Source organism: Rhodococcus sp. JG-3 (assembly GCF_000482405.1).
GTDB lineage: Bacteria > Actinomycetota > Actinomycetes > Mycobacteriales > Mycobacteriaceae > Rhodococcoides > Rhodococcoides fascians.
Genome location: NZ_KI519398.1, coordinates 2,912,376 through 2,929,067, shown reverse-complemented (window position 1 = coordinate 2,929,067; position 16,692 = coordinate 2,912,376). Strand labels below are relative to the sequence as shown.

Annotated in this window: 17 protein-coding genes; 8 read left to right on the top strand and 9 right to left on the bottom strand. The window is 64.6% G+C overall.

Translation table 11 applies throughout. The features are described from left to right. The first annotated feature begins 87 nt into the window (after positions 1 to 87). The 3 genes from K414_RS0115275 to K414_RS0115265 are packed head-to-tail and all read left to right on the top strand — an operon-like array spanning position 88 to position 2,089. A complete protein-coding gene (locus tag K414_RS0115275) occupies positions 88 to 450 on the top strand; it encodes a GntR family transcriptional regulator (protein ID WP_027496722.1) in 363 nt (120 codons plus the stop codon). Further along, positions 447 to 1,397, top strand: a complete 951-nt coding sequence (locus K414_RS0115270) for an ABC transporter ATP-binding protein (RefSeq protein WP_032390104.1) — start codon at positions 447 to 449, stop codon at positions 1,395 to 1,397. Before K414_RS0115275 ends, K414_RS0115270 begins: the two co-directional genes overlap by 4 nt. Beyond that, the gene (locus K414_RS0115265) at positions 1,394 to 2,089 is read left to right on the top strand and encodes a hypothetical protein (RefSeq protein ID WP_027496720.1); all 696 of its coding nucleotides are present in this window, start codon (positions 1,394 to 1,396) and stop codon (positions 2,087 to 2,089) included. The genes K414_RS0115270 and K414_RS0115265 overlap by 4 nt, the downstream gene beginning before the upstream one ends. Here K414_RS0115265 and K414_RS0115260 read toward each other — a convergent pair. Both K414_RS0115260 and map read right to left on the bottom strand, forming a co-directional pair. Next, entirely contained in the window at positions 2,073 to 3,602 is a 1,530-nt protein-coding gene (locus tag K414_RS0115260) for a cobyric acid synthase (protein ID WP_027496719.1), read from the bottom strand. The two genes, K414_RS0115265 and K414_RS0115260, sit on opposite strands and share 17 nt — an antisense overlap. 37 nt (positions 3,603 to 3,639) lie before the next feature. Beyond that, entirely contained in the window at positions 3,640 to 4,515 is an 876-nt protein-coding gene (map, locus tag K414_RS0115255) for a type I methionyl aminopeptidase (RefSeq protein WP_045841850.1), read from the bottom strand. Positions 4,516 to 4,654: 139 nt separating this feature from the next. Here map and K414_RS0115250 point away from each other — a divergent pair, with 139 nt between their 5' ends. Continuing rightward, the gene (locus tag K414_RS0115250) at positions 4,655 to 5,524 is read left to right on the top strand and encodes a LuxR C-terminal-related transcriptional regulator (protein ID WP_027496717.1); all 870 of its coding nucleotides are present in this window, start codon (positions 4,655 to 4,657) and stop codon (positions 5,522 to 5,524) included. 22 nt (positions 5,525 to 5,546) lie between these two features. Here K414_RS0115250 and K414_RS0115245 read toward each other — a convergent pair whose 3' ends face one another. From K414_RS0115245 to dxr, 5 genes are all read right to left on the bottom strand, one after another. After that, complete coding sequence (locus tag K414_RS0115245) at positions 5,547 to 7,337, bottom strand: penicillin-binding transpeptidase domain-containing protein (protein ID WP_152530511.1); 1,791 nt, start codon at positions 7,335 to 7,337, stop codon at positions 5,547 to 5,549. 104 nt (positions 7,338 to 7,441) lie between these two features. Continuing rightward, the gene (locus K414_RS0115240) at positions 7,442 to 8,278 is read right to left on the bottom strand and encodes a GNAT family N-acetyltransferase (protein ID WP_027496715.1); all 837 of its coding nucleotides are present in this window, start codon (positions 8,276 to 8,278) and stop codon (positions 7,442 to 7,444) included. A gap of 116 nt (positions 8,279 to 8,394) precedes the next feature. Then, on the bottom strand, positions 8,395 to 9,558 hold the full coding sequence (gene ispG, locus K414_RS0115235; RefSeq protein WP_027496714.1) for a flavodoxin-dependent (E)-4-hydroxy-3-methylbut-2-enyl-diphosphate synthase: 1,164 nt from the start codon (positions 9,556 to 9,558) through the stop codon (positions 8,395 to 8,397). 37 nt (positions 9,559 to 9,595) lie between these two features. Further along, positions 9,596 to 10,807 carry a M50 family metallopeptidase gene (locus tag K414_RS0115230; RefSeq protein ID WP_027496713.1) on the bottom strand — a complete coding sequence of 404 codons (1,212 nt, stop codon included), beginning with the start codon at positions 10,805 to 10,807 and terminating at the stop codon, positions 9,596 to 9,598. A 3-nt stretch (positions 10,808 to 10,810) separates the two neighbouring features. Beyond that, positions 10,811 to 11,950: a 1-deoxy-D-xylulose-5-phosphate reductoisomerase gene (dxr, locus tag K414_RS0115225; RefSeq protein ID WP_027496712.1), complete on the bottom strand. Its 1,140-nt coding sequence runs from the start codon at positions 11,948 to 11,950 to the stop codon at positions 10,811 to 10,813. A gap of 122 nt (positions 11,951 to 12,072) precedes the next feature. Here dxr and K414_RS27110 point away from each other — a divergent pair, with 122 nt between their 5' ends. Continuing rightward, complete coding sequence (locus K414_RS27110; protein WP_032366411.1) at positions 12,073 to 12,594, top strand: DUF1990 domain-containing protein; 522 nt, start codon at positions 12,073 to 12,075, stop codon at positions 12,592 to 12,594. 1 nt (position 12,595) lies between these two features. Here the strand turns inward: K414_RS27110 and puuE are convergent, their stop codons facing one another. Then, a complete protein-coding gene (gene puuE, locus K414_RS0115215; protein ID WP_027496711.1) occupies positions 12,596 to 13,495 on the bottom strand; it encodes an allantoinase PuuE in 900 nt (299 codons plus the stop codon). A 217-nt stretch (positions 13,496 to 13,712) separates the two neighbouring features. Between puuE and K414_RS0115210 the strand changes: the two genes are divergently transcribed. Beyond that, positions 13,713 to 13,982 carry a DUF2631 domain-containing protein gene (locus tag K414_RS0115210; RefSeq protein ID WP_027496710.1) on the top strand — a complete coding sequence of 90 codons (270 nt, stop codon included), beginning with the start codon at positions 13,713 to 13,715 and terminating at the stop codon, positions 13,980 to 13,982. A 4-nt stretch (positions 13,983 to 13,986) separates the two neighbouring features. On the opposite strand, the gene rlmN is transcribed toward K414_RS0115210, so the two are convergent. After that, entirely contained in the window at positions 13,987 to 15,138 is a 1,152-nt protein-coding gene (rlmN, locus tag K414_RS0115205) for a 23S rRNA (adenine(2503)-C(2))-methyltransferase RlmN (protein ID WP_045841851.1), read from the bottom strand. Between the two features lie 166 nt (positions 15,139 to 15,304). On the opposite strand from rlmN, the gene K414_RS27105 reads away from it, so the two are divergent. Continuing rightward, positions 15,305 to 15,745 carry a lipopolysaccharide assembly protein LapA domain-containing protein gene (locus tag K414_RS27105; protein WP_037220232.1) on the top strand — a complete coding sequence of 147 codons (441 nt, stop codon included), beginning with the start codon at positions 15,305 to 15,307 and terminating at the stop codon, positions 15,743 to 15,745. A gap of 78 nt (positions 15,746 to 15,823) precedes the next feature. Further along, entirely contained in the window at positions 15,824 to 16,678 is an 855-nt protein-coding gene (locus K414_RS0115195; RefSeq protein WP_027496708.1) for a CoA ester lyase, read from the top strand. Positions 16,679 to 16,692: the final 14 nt, after the last annotated feature.

Here is a 16,692-nt window from a genome sequence, read left to right as displayed (position 1 = left end):
CTTGCCAGAACCACGCACCGGTTCTATGGTTAGTTACATGAGTAATGAACCAGTGAGGTACCGAACCTCGCCGCCGCGGCGGTGGCTCTGATGGACGAGGGCAGGCCGATCTTCCTGCAGATCGCCGAGCTCGTCGAGAACTCGATCATCGACGGCTCCCTGGCCGAGGAAGAACAGGTTCCCTCCACCAACGAGCTCGCCGCGTTCCATCGCATCAATCCGGCCACAGCGGGCAAAGGGCTCGCGAAGCTCGTCGCCGACGGCGTCGTCTACAAGAAACGAGGGATCGGAATGTTCGTCACCACAGGCGCACGGGACGCACTCCGGTTCCGTCGACGCGATCTGTTCGCCCGTCAGTACATCGACCCGCTGGTCACCGAGGCACGCAAGCTCGGAATGACCGTGGACGAACTCAAGACCATGCTCGACAACTGGGAGGCAGCGCGATGAGCATCCACGATATCGGTACGCCCGACGAACTCCGCCGCGTCGTTGCGTCGGCCACACACCTGACCAAGAAGTTCGGCTCGTTCACCGCCGTCGACGACGTGAGCTTCGAGATCGAACGCAACAAGATCTACGGCTTCCTCGGCCGCAACGGAGCAGGCAAGACCACCGTCATGCAGATGATGACCGCCCAGATGCGCGAAAGTGATGGTGAGATCTCGGTATTCGGCGAACGCCCGTGGGAGAACCCACGCGCTCTGAGTCACGTGTGCTTCGTCAAGGAAAGCCAGAAGTATCCCGACGATTTGAAGGTCAAGAACGCCATTGCGCAGGCCTCCCACATTCTTCCGCACTGGGACAACGACTTCGCCGCCGAATTGCTGCGCGATTTCGACCTCCCGTTGGGTCGCAAGATCAAGAAGCTCTCTCGCGGAATGACGTCGGCACTCGGAATCGTCATCGGTCTCGCGTCCCGAGCGCCACTCACCTTCTTCGACGAGCCCTACCTGGGGCTGGACGCAGTCTCACGACACATGTTCTACGACCGGCTGCTGGCCGACTACGCGGAGAACCCCCGAACGGTCGTTCTGTCGACACACCTCATAGACGAGGTCAGCAATCTGATCGAGCACGTGATTCTCATCGACAAGGGAAGAATACTGCTCGACGCCGAGTCGGACGATCTGCGCGAGAGAGCATTCGAGATCACCGGTCCGACCGAGGCTGTCGACCGGTTCGCTGCAGAGCATCGAATCTTGCACAGAACTGCTCTCGGCTCGACAGCCCGAGCGACGATCGACGGGCGACTGAACGATCACCAGCAATCCCTCGGCGTGGCGTCCGGTCTCAGCATCGAACCGATTCCGTTGCAGCAGTTGATCATCGATCGAACCACTGCCCATTCCGGCTCTATCCACGAGTCGACCACCGCCGAGGAGGCCTTGTCATGAAGCGCATATTGAACGTAGCTCGGGTCCACAACACCTCCTGGGCAACCACATTCGCGTGGCCCCTGGGAATTCTCGTCGCAGTGTTCGTGATCACCTACGGCATCTTCTCGGTCGTTCCGGAAAGCGATTCGGATTTCAGCTTCAGCGGCGGCGTGTTCTCGGTCTATGGGTTCGCTATTGCCTTCTACGTCACGGCTATCACCCAGTGCTTCCCGTACGCCCTGAGCCTGAGCATCACACGTCGCGAATTCCTCACTGCGACAGCACTGGTGGGGGTAGCACAATCGGTCGCCCTCGGCACGATCGTCTACCTGTTGTCGGTCGTCGAAGCCGCGACCGGCGGCTTCGGGCTGAAGATCCGCATGTTCGGTCTGGCCCGCTACGCCACCGACAACCCGCTCCTGCAGTGGCTGACTCTGGTGATCGGGCTACTGCTGATCGGGTCCATCGGGGCGTTCGTCGGAGTCGTCTACCGGCGCTTCCGCACGAACGGTCTGTTCACGCTCGGACTCGCCGGCCTCGTCGTCTTCGGAGGCGGCGCGATCGTGATCACGTGGCAGAACTGGTGGCCCGACGTCGGGACTTTCTTCACCGACACCCCACGCGTGCTTCTGCTGGTGGTCGTTCCGCTCGTGATCACCGGGATCTTCTCGACCGTCAGTTGGATGGGCTTGCTCAAAGCATCTGCGTAACGATCTTTTTCGTCGAGCCGTCGACGCCGTTCTCTATCAGATCGAGAACGGCGTCGATATCGATGTTGCTGTCCACCAGATCCGCCAGCAGATCCAACTGCTGTTCGCGAAGGGCCGCAACCGACGTGTCGGATGCAACCTCGAATCCTGCGCGACCCGCCTTCCCCGCCACCCAGGCAAGAAAGGATCGACGGAAATCACCGGATTCGAGGAGTCCGTGCCAGTGAGTTCCCACGACACCGCCACGCACACTGCCCTCGCCGACGCCCCCCGCGGTCGTCAGCAGGGCATCGTCTTCGTTCCGGACCACTCGTCCATGGTGAATTTCGTACCCCCGCACGGGATCCGAGCCGAATGTGACGGAACGACCACTCACCTGCACGAGTACCTTCTCGGCCGCGAATTCGATGTCGAGATCGAGCAATCCCAGTCCCTCGACCGTTCCGACGCCTGACTCCACGGAATCAGAGATGGTTCGGCCCAACATCTGGTAACCGCCGCAGATGCCGAGAACCGGCCTCCCCGCAGCGGCGCGCTCGGAAAGGGCACGAGCAAGACCGGTGCGCCGCAACCATTCCAGATCCGACACCGTGGACTTGCTGCCGGGGACGACCACCAAATCCGCATCCTCGAGCCGAGAAGGCTCGGTGACCCAGTGCACCGACACTCCGGGCTCGCACGCCAGCGCCTCGACATCGGTCGTGTTGGAGATCCTCGGCAATCGCACCGCCGCCACCCGCAGCCACTGCGAGCCGAGCGGAGGACGGGGCCTGCCCACGGGCGCATCGGGAACGGTGCCGAGCGAATCCTCCGCGTCCATCCACAACCCGTCAGCGAACGGAACGACTCCGTACGTCGGCCGACCGGTCAACGCCCGCAACTGGTCGAGCCCCGGTGCCAACAGAGCCGGATCACCCCGAAACTTGTTGATCACGAACCCTGCCACGAGAGCCTGATCCTCGGGTGACAACACCGCCACCGTCCCGAACAGGTGCGCCAGCACTCCCCCGCGGTCGATGTCGCCCACCACGATCACCGGCAGCGACGCCGCCCTCGCCAATCCCATGTTGGCCAGATCGGTGGCGCGTAGATTGATCTCGGCCGGTGACCCGGCACCCTCGCAGATCACCACGTCGAATTCGGCACGTAGCGAGGACAACTCGTCGGCGACCACATGCCGGAGCGCCTGCCGATGTTCGATGTAGTTGCTCGCACTCACCTGGGCCACCGCACGCCCGCGCACCACCAACTGCGACGTCCGATCACTGCCGGGCTTGAGCAACACCGGATTGAACCGCACGCTGGGCTCGAGGCCACAAGCGGCCGCCTGCATCGCCTGAGCCCGGCCGATCTCGCCGCCGTCCAACGTGACGACCGAGTTGTTCGACATGTTCTGCGCCTTGAACGGGGCCACCCGAACACCCCGCCGCGCCAGCATCCGGCACAGGCCGGCGACCAACACACTCTTGCCTGCATCGGAGGTAGTGCCGGCGACCAACAGAGCGCCTTTCACGGCAGTATCAGATTTCTATTCACTCCGCAGGCTCCGCTCACGGCAGTGTCAGGATCTCGCAACCCGTCTCGGTCACCACGAGCGTGTGCTCGAACTGTGCGGTCCACTTCTTGTCGTGCGTGACCACGGTCCAGCCGTCGTCCCACATCTCGGCGTTGATCGTGCCCAGGTTGATCATCGGTTCGATGGTGAACGTCATGCCCGGCTCGATGATGGTCTCCACCGACGGCTGGTCGTAGTGCAGCACGACGAGGCCGTTGTGGAACGTCGTACCGATGCCGTGGCCGGTGAAGTCCTCCACCACGCCGTAGCCGAAACGGTGCGCATAGGACTCGATCACTCGCCCGACCACGTTCAGGGCGCGCCCCGGCTTGACCGCCTTGATGGCCCGCATCGTCGCTTCGTGTGTCCGCTCGACGAGCAGGCGCGCCTCCTCGGACACGTCACCCGCCAGGAACGTCGCGTTGGTATCGCCGTGCACACCGTCGATGTACGCGGTGACGTCGATGTTGACGATGTCCCCGTCCTCGATCACCGTCGAATCGGGGATGCCGTGGCAGATGACCTCGTTCAGCGAGGTGCAGCACGATTTCGGAAAACCCTTGTAGCCCAACGTGGACGGGTAAGCGCCGTGGTCGACCATGTACTCGTGTGCAATACGGTCGAGCTCATCGGTGGTCACTCCCGGTGCCACGGCCCGGCCCGCTTCCTGCAGAGCGCGAGCCGCGATCTTCGACGCCACGCGCATCTTCTCGATGACCTCGGGGGTCTGCACCCACGGCTCGCTGCCTTCGTTCACGGTCGACTTCCACGCGTATTCGGGTCGCTCGATCGACTTCGGCACGGAGAGGACGGGCGAGACGACGCCTGGCACGAGTGGCTGACGGGGCTTGCTCTCGGCGGTGACAGACATGCCGTCCAGAGTAGTCGTCGCAACCGTGTCCAGAAGAACCAGCGCTGCTGGTCGAGGCCACCGAATCCGCAACCGCGCGACGGGATATGATCTGGGTCACGTTCGCCGTCGACGTACCCGAACCGAGGAAGGAAGCGTCGTGGTCCATTCCAGTCTGTTGCGCCCCCGGGACGGCGATGCCCTTAGCGCCGAACTACGCCAGGTCGCCGCGACGTCCGCCGTGCCCGTCGTGTTCGGCGGGGAAGTGTCCTCGGAAACGCTGCACCTGAGCGAATTTCACGGCACCCGCACGCGTGGGCTGGACGGGCTCGCCATCCCGCCCAGGTCCGGTCTCGGTGGCCGGGTCATGGACCAACGTCGGCCCGCGGCCGTCAGTGATTACGGCGCGTCGATGTCGATCACCCATCACTTCGACCGGCCGGTCCTCGGCGAGGGCCTCAAGTCGATCCTGGCGGTGCCGGTTGTCGTCGCCGGAGCAGCCCGCATGGTGATGTACGCAGCGGTGCGAGAACGCGGCCCCCTCGGTGATCGAGTCGGCGACATCATGACCGCCGCAGCCCGGCGCCTCGGTCAGGAGATCGCCATCCGGGACGAGGTCGACCGCAGGGTGCGCCTCATGGAAAGTGCGCGGGCCACGTCGGACGGGAACCTCTCGCGGACGGCCGAGTTGCGCGGTGTGCACGACGAGCTCGCCGAGCTCGCTCGGTCGATCGGAGACGCGGCGGTCAAGCACAGACTGGACGCGGTCACCGCGCGACTGGCAGCAACGCTCGGTCGGACGGCGAACCAGGACAGCGACTCCGGCGACTCGCAGGCATTGACGCCACGCGAGATCGACGTCATCTCGCAGGTCGCGCTCGGTTGCACCAACGTCGAAGTCGCGGCACGGCTGTCGATCGGTGCCGAGACGGTCAAGTCCTATCTCCGCAGCGTGATGCGAAAAACCGACTCGCACACTCGATACGAAGCGGTTCTCGCGTGTCGTCGACTCGGGCTGTTGTCGGGCTGAACCCGGCCCACCGGCGTAGCGCTCAGTACCCCGGCGGAAGCTGCTCGAACATCTCCCGGGTGACGGCGACCGCATTGTCCGAGCTGCCGCCGCGTACCACCAAAGTCGCGAAGGCGATGTCGCCTCGGTAACCGACGAACCACGAATGCGATCCGCCCTCGACCTCTGCTTCTCCGGTCTTGCCGTACACCTCGCCCTGGTCGGCGATCCGTTCTGCGGTGCCGCTGGTGACCACCGAGCGCATCATGCCGCGTAACCCGTCGACCATGGCAGGTTCTATCGGTGGATGATCGCCGGTGATGGCGGTTTCCCGTCCGACCAGAAGATTTGGAACCGGTGTGGAGCCGTGGGCAACCGTCGCGGCGGCCAGTGCCATCCCGAAGGTCGAGACGACCACCTTGCCCTGGCCGAATCCGTCCTCGGTGCGCTGGACGAGTTCGTCCGCGGGCGGGACCGAACCGGAGTCGGTCGGCAACCCCACGACGTCGTAGTCCGGACCGACGCCGAACTGGGACGCGGCCACGGTCAACGCGTCGGGCGACATCTCGCTCGCCAGCTTCGCGAAGGAGGTGTTGCACGATCGGGTGAACGCGGTGCTCATGGTCACGTCACCGAGAGCGAACTCGTTGTAGTTGGGGACGCTTCGTTCGCCGATCTCGATACGACCGGGGCACGGAACGGTGCTCCCCGGGGTCGCGAGTCCGCTGGAGATCGCCGCCCCGGCGGTGATGATCTTGAACGTCGAACCCGGTGGGTAGAGACCGGCCGACGCGACCGGTCCGTCCCGATCGGCGGCCGGATTCTGCGCCACAGCGAGGATGGCCCCGGTGGACGGCTGAATGACCACCGTCATGGCCTGCTCGGCCCTGGCGTTCACTGCTCGTTGGGCCGCGACCTGAATATTCCGATCGAGGCTGATCGAGAAGGACGGTGCCGGCTCGGGCGGGGTGTCGGTGAGGACGTCGATGTCGACGCCGTTGCGGTTGCTGGTCACCACGCTCCAGCCGGCCTTGCCGTCGACGTCGTCGATGACGGCCTTCTTCACCTGGCCCACCAGGTCCGGCGCGAAGGTGGGGTCGGTGGACACGAGATCCGATTCGTCGGACGCCGTGACACCGGGGATCTCGGTCAGCGCCGCCGAGATGGGTTCGAAGTCGCTGTCTCGCAGCAGCGCCACCGGGTAGTCGCCGTCGACGGAAGTCGCCGACTCCACGATCGACTGGGCCGTGATCGACGCGTCGAACGGTGTCAGCAGTGTCGACAACGCCGTCGCCGAGGCCACGACGTTGTTCGCGGCCGACGCGTCGAACTTGATTCGATGTACGACCCCGGGCACCAGGACGTCGGTGCCGGAGCGCTCGTTGACCCGAGCGCGTGGTGCAGCCGTCGAGCGCAAGGCCATGGTCTGCGTGTCACCGAGCTTCGGGTGGATGTCCGAGGCGGTCCACCGCACCACCCACTCTCCCGCACTCCGACCCATGTTCAGTTGGCCGTCGTACGTCCACACCCGATCCTTGGGCAGCTGCCAACGATAGGTGTAGCCGACTGTGGCGGTGTCGCCGTCGACTCGAACCGACGTCGTCTCGGCGTCGAGGGCCTCCGCTTGCAGATTGGTCCACGCCTCGCGTAGCGCAGTGGCTGCGGCGTCCGGCTTGTCGGTATCGGCGGCGGCCGTGGGGATGTCGTTGGCCTCGAAGGCCGCGAGGAATGCCTGAGCTAAGGGCTCCGGACCGTCGGGCTTGGGTGTACACCCAGTGAGGCAGGCACCGACGACGGCACCGATCACGGTCACCACGCCCAGCCGTCCGCGCATCCAGGTCGCATCACGTGATCTCATTGCGCCCCATCGTAATACGGCCGGTGCGTCGACCACGGCAACGAATCGCGTTTCGGGACAAGCCGATCGAGCGACCGTTCTCAGTCCAGCAGCACCGTGGTGAACGTCGCCACTTGCGTCAGACCGATTTTCGCGTAGGCCCGGCGCGCGACGTAGTTGAAGCTGTTGACGTACAGGCTCGCAGTACGCCCCTGGCGGACGACCGAGTTCACCACGGTCGCCGTTCCGGATGCACCCAGGCCGTGCCCGCGTCGGTCCGGGTGCACCCATACTCCCTGGATTTGCCCGACCGTCCCGGACTGCGAGCCGATCTCGGCCTTGAACACCACGCGGCCGTCCTCGAATCTGGCCCAGGCACGTTGCGCTGCAATGAGACTGGCGATCCGACGCCGGTATCCCCTACCGCCGTCGTTCAGTCGCGGGTCGACGCCGACCTCTTCGATGAACATGGCAACGGCTGCGGTCAGATACACGTCCAGCTCGTCGGGTCGAACGAGCCGAACGAGAGGATCATGCGAGATGGACGACGGTACCGACGTGGCCAACAACGGTTGCTCACCGCGTACCTCTCGCGCCGGACCCCAATCCGTCTCGAGCATTTCCCACAACGGAAGCGTCAACTCCGCTCTGCCGACCAACGACGAGCACAGACGCGGCCCACGGCACGCGCGGTCCGCGAAGGAACGAAGATCGTCGCTGGAACCGAGCAACGGAACCAGATTCGCACCGTAGAAGCACAGCGACTCGTCCGGACCGCCCCTGCTCCACATCTCGCCGTGGAACGACCTCGGATCGAGGCCCGATTCCTGCACACGCGCGGCGACCATGCAGGTTGCAACGGGGTCGGCGTCGAGCACCCGGAGCACGTGCGCGACGTCCCGATTACCGAGAGGCTTCGCACCGAGGAGCTTGAGCACCTACCGACCTCCTGACCCACCTACCGCGTACGCACCGATTCTGAAGCGAATCATTCCAGACAATGTGTTCCCCCGGTGGCAGAGCGGCAAACCGGACGCCGAACAGGTGTACCCGCTCAGCTGACGGTGACCACCGGCGCGCCACCGCTGGCGATCTCGTCCTTCTCGAACTCCTCGGCGATGCGCATCGCTTCCTCGATCAACGTCTCCACGATCTGCGCTTCGGGGACCGTCTTGATGACCTTGCCCTTGACGAAGATCTGGCCCTTGCCGTTGCCCGACGCGACACCGAGGTCGGCGTCGCGGGCCTCGCCCGGCCCGTTCACGACGCAGCCCATGACCGCGACGCGTAGCGGGATCTCCATGCCTTCGAGTCCCGCAGTCACCTCGTCGGCGAGGGTGTAGACGTCGACCTGTGCGCGACCACACGAGGGGCAGGACACGATCTCGAGTTTGCGCGGGCGCAGATTGAACGACTGCAAGATCTGGTTTCCCACCTTGATCTCCTCCGCCGGCGGTGCCGACAGGGAAACTCGGATGGTGTCGCCGATGCCCTTGGACAGCAGGGCCCCGAATGCCACAGCGGACTTGATGGTCCCCTGGAAAGCCGGCCCCGCTTCGGTGACACCGAGGTGCAGTGGGTAGTCGCACTGTGCCGCCAACTGCTCGTACGCAGCGACCATGATGACGGGGTCGTTGTGCTTGACCGAGATCTTGATGTTGCCGAAACCGTGCTCCTCGAACAGGCCTGCTTCCCACAGCGCAGATTCGACGAGCGCCTCGGGTGTCGCCTTGCCGTACTTCTTCATCAGCCGCGGGTCGAGGGAGCCGGCGTTCACACCGATGCGGATCGGAATGTTCGCGTCACCGGCCGCCTTGGCGACCTCCTTGACGCGGCCGTCGAACTCCTTGATGTTGCCCGGGTTGACGCGCACCGCTGCGCACCCGGCGTCGATGGCCGCGAAGATGTACTTCGGTTGGAAGTGGATGTCGGCGATCACCGGAATCTGGCTCTTCTTGGCGATGATCGACAGCGCGTCGGCGTCGTCCTGTGTGGGGCACGCAACACGAACGATGTCGCAACCCGACGCCGTCAGCTCTGCAATCTGCTGCAGGGTGGCGTTGATGTCGTGGGTCTTGGTGGTGCACATCGATTGCACCGAGATGGGGCTTTCGCTTCCGACACCCACCGACCCGACCTGGAGCTGCCTGGTCTTTCGACGTGGCGCGAGTACGGGCACCGGCGGTGCGGGCATTCCCAATCCGACTGACACGGACACAGTGGCCTTCTTTCCTAGCTACGACTGTCGAGTCTACTTAGAACAATTGAATCGGGTTGACGATGTCCGCCGTGAGCGTCAAGAGAGAGAACCCGATGAAAACAATGATGACCACGTAGGTGACGGGCATCAGTTTCATGTAGTCCACCGGCGCACCGTCGGGCAGGCCGCGACGATTGCGGAAAATGTTGCGTATGCGCTCGTAGATGGTCACGGCGATATGGCCACCATCGAGTGGCAACAGCGGCACGATGTTGAACACACCGAGGAAGAAGTTGAGCGACGCCAGCAGCCCGACGAACGTCTGCCAGTTGTCGTTTTCCACGGCCTGGCCACCGATGACACTTGCTCCGACGACACTCATCGGCGTGTCGAGCCCTCGTTCACCACCGAAGATCGAATCCCACAGCGCCTCCACCTTGCTCGGCAACTGCACCAACGCTTTCCCGGTCTGCACGAAGATGTCCCCGGTGAAAACAAAGGTCTCGGGCACTGCTTCGATCGGGTTGTATCGAATGTTCGGCGGTGGACCGCCGGTGACGCCGATCGCTCCCACGGTTGTCGAGTTCTTCGCTTTGGTCTCAGGATCGACGACGTAGCGCTGAACCTGAAGGATCGGAACGCTCAGAGTCTGCGAAGCACCGTCGCGATCGACTGTCAGATCGGCCGACCCGGTCGAGTCCCGAACGGCGAGAACGACGTCGGACCAAGTCTCTGTCGGCTGACCGTTCACCGCAGTGATGATGTCGCCCGTGCGCAGTCCGGCTTCGGCAGCCGGACCGTCTCCCGAACACGGCGCAAGTTCACCGTCCTCGGTCTGGGACGTGCTGACACAACCGATGCCCTGGACCGTCGTTGTCGGCGTCACCCGATCCGGCGTGCCCCAGCCGAGCACCAACACGTAGACCAGAACGATTCCCAGCACGAAGTTCATCGCGATGCCGCCGACCATGACGACGATGCGCTTCCATGTCTTCTGGCGGTACATCGCACGCTCGACCTCGTCGGGCGCGAGTTCGTCGATGGCGGTCATGCCGGCGATGTCGCAGAATCCGCCTGCCGGAATGGCTTTGAGGCCGTATTCGGTCTCGCCGCGTCGGAAGGAGAAGATCTTCGGGCCGAACCCGATGTAGTAGCGGCGAACCTTCATGCCGAGCGCTTTCGCGGTCCACATGTGTCCCGCTTCGTGCAGCGCGATCGACACCCCGATTCCGACGGCGAACAGCACGACACCCAGAGCGAACACCATGTGTCAGAGGCCTTTCGGTTTCAGTAGTTCACGGGCGTGGGCCCGGGCCCAGGAGTCCGCCGCGAGTACGTCGTCGACGTCCCTGGGAGCCGTCGACCAGTCCTGCCCGCCGTCGCCCAGTACCGCGCGCACCGTCTCGACGATCTGCGGAAATTCGATCCTGTCGTTCAGGAACGCTTCTGCAGCGATTTCGTTGGACGCGTTGTACACCGCAGTCATGCACCCACCCATGATCCCGGCCTCACGCGCCAGCTGCACCGCCGGAAACACTCGGTCGTCGAGTGGCTCGAAGTCCCAGGAGAATGCGGTCGTGAAGTCGAGTGCACGGGCGACGTCCGGCACTCGATCGGGCCAGCCGAGGGCCAGCCCGATCGGCAACTTCATGTCCGGTGGACTGGCCTGAGCGATGGTCGAACCGTCGACGAACGTCACCATCGAGTGCACGATGGACTGCCGGTGCACGGTGACGTCGATTCTCTCGTAGGGCACACCGAACAGCAGGTGCGCCTCGATCAGTTCCAGACCTTTGTTGACCAGTGTCGCCGAGTTCAACGTGTTCATCGGCCCCATCGACCAGGTGGGATGCGCGGCGGCCTGCTCCGGCGTGACCGACTTCAGTTCGCTCTCGCTCCACCCTCGAAACGGACCTCCCGATGCAGTGAGAACCAGTCGATCCACTTCGCCGCGCGAACCGCTGCGCAGGCACTGGGCGAGCGCGGAGTGCTCGGAGTCGACCGGCACGATCTGACCGGGGGCTGCGGCGGCGAGAACCAGCTCGCCTCCGGCGACCAGGGATTCCTTGTTGGCCAACGCCAGGCGCGCACCGCTGTTCAGCGCGGCCAGGGTCGATTCGAGGCCGAGAGAACCCACGAGGGCATTGAGCACGACGTCCGCCGGGGTCGACTCGACCAGCTCGGTCACTGCTCGCGGACCACTCAGCACTCCGGGGAAATCGAGCTCGGCGGCGGCCTCGGGCTGGGCGACGGCTACCCGTCGGACACCGGTCTCCGCGATCTGGCGACGGAGCAGTTCGATGTTTCCACCGCCCGCAGCCAGCCCGACCACGACGAAGCGGTCCGGGTTGGCGGCGATGACGTCGAGCGCTTGGGTTCCGATCGACCCGGTACTTCCCAGCAACAGCACACGTATCGGCTCGGGGCGATCCGAGTTGGTCGTTCGCTCACGATGGTCTGGCACCGGTCCATTGTTGCCTACCGAGGCTGAGAAACCCCTATGTGCCGACGCAGGCTGGCACGCTGGGGTGCATGGACTTCTCGAAGTACCGCTCGGCACCGTTCAATTACGACGATGCGGGGGCCACCGCCGGCCCACTGCCCACCGGATACCACCACGTCACGATGTCGAGGGTCGTGGGATCGGGGCTGGACGACTTCGTGGCGGCGGCCGATGCGTTGATGCGATGGGACATGCACCGTGGGGCAGGACTGAAGGTCCGTTCCGAGGCCGAGACCGCTGTGCCCGACTCGGTGGTCGTTCTCACACTCGGGCCGGTGCGCATTCCGTGTCGTGTGGTCTATGTCATCGACGAGGCGAACCGTCAGGGTTTCGCCTACGGAACACTCGACGGGCATCCCGAGTCCGGCGAAGAACTCTTCTACGTCGACTACTCCCCCGCCGACGGTGCCGTCACCGCCCACATATCGGCGTTCTCGCGACCCGGTCGCTGGTACACCAAGCTCGGCGGCCCGGTGGGCAGGCGCGTCCAGGCAGCATTCACCGACCGCTATCTGAGCGCGCTGGCATCGGCGTGCCGACAGGCCGACTGACTCAGGCCTCGGGCGGGTGCACAGCTCGCCAGTGTTCGGCGATGTCGATTCTCTTCGCGACCCAGACCTTGTCGTGCGACTGCACGTGATCGAGGAAACGTTCCAGTGCAGCCATGCGGGCCGGCCTGCCCACCAGCCGGCAGTGAAGTCCGACCGAGAGCATCTTGGGACTCCCACTCGCGCCCTCGGCATAGAGAACGTCGAAGGCGTCACGTAGATGCGCGTAGAACTCGTCGCCCGTCGAGAATCCCCCCGGCGATGCGAAACGCATGTCGTTGGTGTCCAGGGTGTACGGCACCACCAGGTGATCGACGACCCCGCCGTCTCGGGGCACCTTCTCCCAGTACGGCAGATCGTCTGCATAGGAGTCGGAGTCGTACACGAATCCGCCGTGCTCCACCACGAGCGATCGGGTGTTCGGAGAGTCGCGCCCGGTGTACCACCCCAGTTGCGCAGACCCCGTCAGCTCGCGCAGGATGGTCACGGCCTCCGCCATGTGCTCGCGCTCGACGTTCGCGTCGATCTGCTGATACGACAACCACCGCAAGCCGTGACATGCGATCTCGTGGTCCAACTCCAGCAGTGCCGCAACCACTTCCGGGTTCCGCTCCATTGCCTTGGCGACCGCGAACACGGTCAGCGGTAACCCACGCTTCTCGAATGCGCGCAGCACGCGCCACACTCCGGCTCTGGATCCGTACTCGTACAGCGATTCCATGCTCATGTGTCGATTCGGAAACGCCTGTGCGCCGATCATTTCCGACAGAAACGTCTCGGACTTCGTGTCGCCGTCGAGCACGTTGTTCTCGGCACCCTCCTCGTAATTGAGGACGAACTGGACGGCGATGTTCGCCTCACCCGGCCACTGCGCGAGCGGCGGCGTGCGGCCGTAACCGACCATGTCGCGGGGATAGCTCAGCGGGGACCGACTCGGACGATGGGGAAGGCGCTCGGAGGTCACCGCCGCAGTCTCTCATTCGAGCCCACACACGCGCTGGGTGAGCGATGCAACCCTGATCACTACGACGGGCGGTCGTATGCCAATATTGTTCCGACAACGCGTCTGGCACCGTTCGTGCCGGGACCCACGTGAACGCATCACCCGAGAGGATCGACCGGTGGCAAATACCGAACTGGAATCCGCTTCGTACGACCCGGTCGTCGATACCCGCAACGAGGTGCCCGAGGTGCCGTCCGCCGCGTGGGGATGGAGCGGCGAGTCGAACAAGGCGATGCGCGTCGCAGCCATCGTCGTTGCCGCGTTCCTGCTGTTCATGATCATCGGAAATCACACCGGCAAGGTCGAAGACCTGTGGTTGGTCGGATTTGCCGTGGCGCTGGTCGGACTCGTCGTGCGCGACGTCATCGTCCGCCGCAAGCCCCGCTAGCGGTTCAGTTCTCGGCGGCGAGCTGACCGCACGCCGCCGCGATCTCCTGCCCTCGGGTATCGCGGACGGTGCACGAGACGCCCTGCGCGATGACCCGGCGAACGAATTCCCGCTCCACCGGCTTCGGGCTGGCATCCCACTCGCTACCCGGAGTCGGGTTGAGGGGAATCAGGTTGACGTGTACCCGGGATCCGAGCGCCTTGTGCAGCTTCTTGCCCAGCATGTCCGCTCGCCACGGCTGATCGTTGACGTCCCGGATCATCGCGTACTCGATCGAGACGCGTCGACCGGTCTGATCGGCGTAGTACCGGGCTGCGGAGAGAACCTCCGCCACCGACCAACGATTGTTGACCGGGACCAACGTGTCTCGCAGCTCATCGTCCGGCGTGTGCAGAGACACGGCCAAGGTCACCGACAGACCCTCGTCGGCCAGCTTTCGAATGGCCGGAGCAAGGCCGACCGTCGACACGGTGACCGAACGCTGTGACAGTCCCAGCCCGTCGGGGGCTGGTGAGACGATCTTGCGCACTGCCGCGACGACGCGCTTGTAGTTGGCCAGCGGCTCACCCATGCCCATGAACACGACGTTCGACAGACGACCCTCACCGCCGGGGACGACGCCGTCGCGCATGTCCGCGGCCGCCGAACGGACCTGATCGACGATCTCGGCCGTCGACAGGTTCCGCGTCAGGCCGGCCTGACCGGTTGCGCAGAACGGACATGCCATTCCGCAACCGGCCTGACTCGAGATGCACAGCGTCGCGCGATCCGGATACCGCATCAGAACACTCTCGAGCAGAGTCCCGTCGTTGGCCTTCCACAGCGTCTTTCGAGTGTCACCGTCATCACATGCCAAGTGCTTGATCGGCGTCAGCAAGGTGGGAAAAAGATCGGCACCGACCTTCTCCCGAGCCTCGGCCGGAAGATCGGTCATCTTGGTGGTGTCGGCCTCGAGCCGCGCGTAGTAGTGCCGCGCAAGTTGGTCGGCCCGGAATGCCGGTAGACCGAGTGCCTTCACTGCCTCACGCAGGCCCTCTTTGTCCAGGTCGGCGAGGTGACGCGACGGCATACCCCGACGCGGAGCTGTGAAGACCAGCGGAAGATTCGGTCTCTTCTGCTCGGTCGTGCTGTCCGTTGCGGCTGCGGAATCACTCATGCTCGACCCCCGCGTCGTTCCTGCTGGCTCAACTCCATACCCACCATTGTCCACCCGTTCTGCTCACAGTCCTATTCGCGACGGTTTTCGACGGTGCCCTGACGGGTATCGACGCCGGGACCGATTGCGCGTGCATTCGGACCACGCGTGCGAAAGGATCATCGACATGGCCACCAGAGCAGACGACAACAACGAGGCACCGTTCGACACATCGGCGTCGACCAAGCCGGGGTTCGACGAAACGGTGGGCCCGTCGCGCGAACTCGCCCCGATCACGACCCCGGATTCGGACGGCCATTCCGCGCCCGACCCCGAGTTCGTTCCGGAACAGCAGCACACCCCCACCGATGTGGCGCACACCCGCACCGCCGCCCTCTGGACCGGCCTGGTGGTCGGGGCCGTCGTCCTTGTCGTTCTCCTGGTGTTCATCGTGCAGAACCTCGACTCGGTCACCGTCCAGATCTTCGCCTGGCAGCTCGACCTACCCCTCGGAATCAGCATGCTGCTGGCCGCGATCGCGGGCGCGCTGGTGATGGCCATGGCCGGCGGTGCCCGAATCCTGCAGGTCCGGCGCGCAGCGAAGAAGAACCAGCGTCACGGTTCGTGAACACTATGTACAGAAGCTGGCACCGATGCTCTGAATCGATAAGGTTGGCGGTGCCCGACTTCACTCGAGGAGCATGACGTGACTACTTTCATGGAGACACCGGTGGCATCCGGCGTTGCACCCGACCGCGCACGATCGTGGCTGTTGGTTCCGGCCACCAAGCCCGATACGTTCGACGCTGCTGTCGCATCCGGTGTCGACGCCGTCATTCTCGACATCGAGGACGCAGTCGCTCCGGCGAAGAAGCCTGCTGCTCGCGAGACCGTCGTGCGCTGGCTGAGCGAGGGCAACTCGGCCTGGGTGCGCGTCAACGACGCGACGACCCCGTACTGGGCCGACGATCTTGCCGCGTTGTCCGGGCTGCCCGGCCTGGTGGGGGTCATGCTCGCGAAGACCGAGAGCGGCGGTCAGGTCGAGGCGACAGCCGCCCGCCTCGCCGACGGCACCCCGATCCTCGCGCTGGTCGAATCGGCAGCAGGACTCGAGGCCGCCACCGAAATCGCGCGCGCGGACTCGACATTCCGTCTCGCCTTCGGCAGCGGCGACTTCCGACGCGACACGGGCATGAGCGACGACCCGCTCGCCATGGCCTACCCGCGCTCGCGACTGGTCGTCTCCTCGCGCGTCGCACGACTACCCGGACCCATCGACGGTCCGACACTGACCGCGAACGACAGCATCCTCGGGCGCGATGCAGCCCTGACGCTCTCGATGGGCATGGCAGGCAAACTCTGTATGCACACCGATCAGGTGGCCATCGTCAACCGCGAACTGGCCCCCTCCCCGACAGACGTGTCCTGGGCTCACGATGTCATCGACGCTCTCGGTGCCGACGGTGCTCACGTCAAGGACGGCAGCGATCTGCCGCGTCTGGCAAAGGCTCTCAAGATCAACGAACTGGCTCGAATCTTCGGAATCTCCGCCGCGTCCTGATCGCTCGCTGCCGA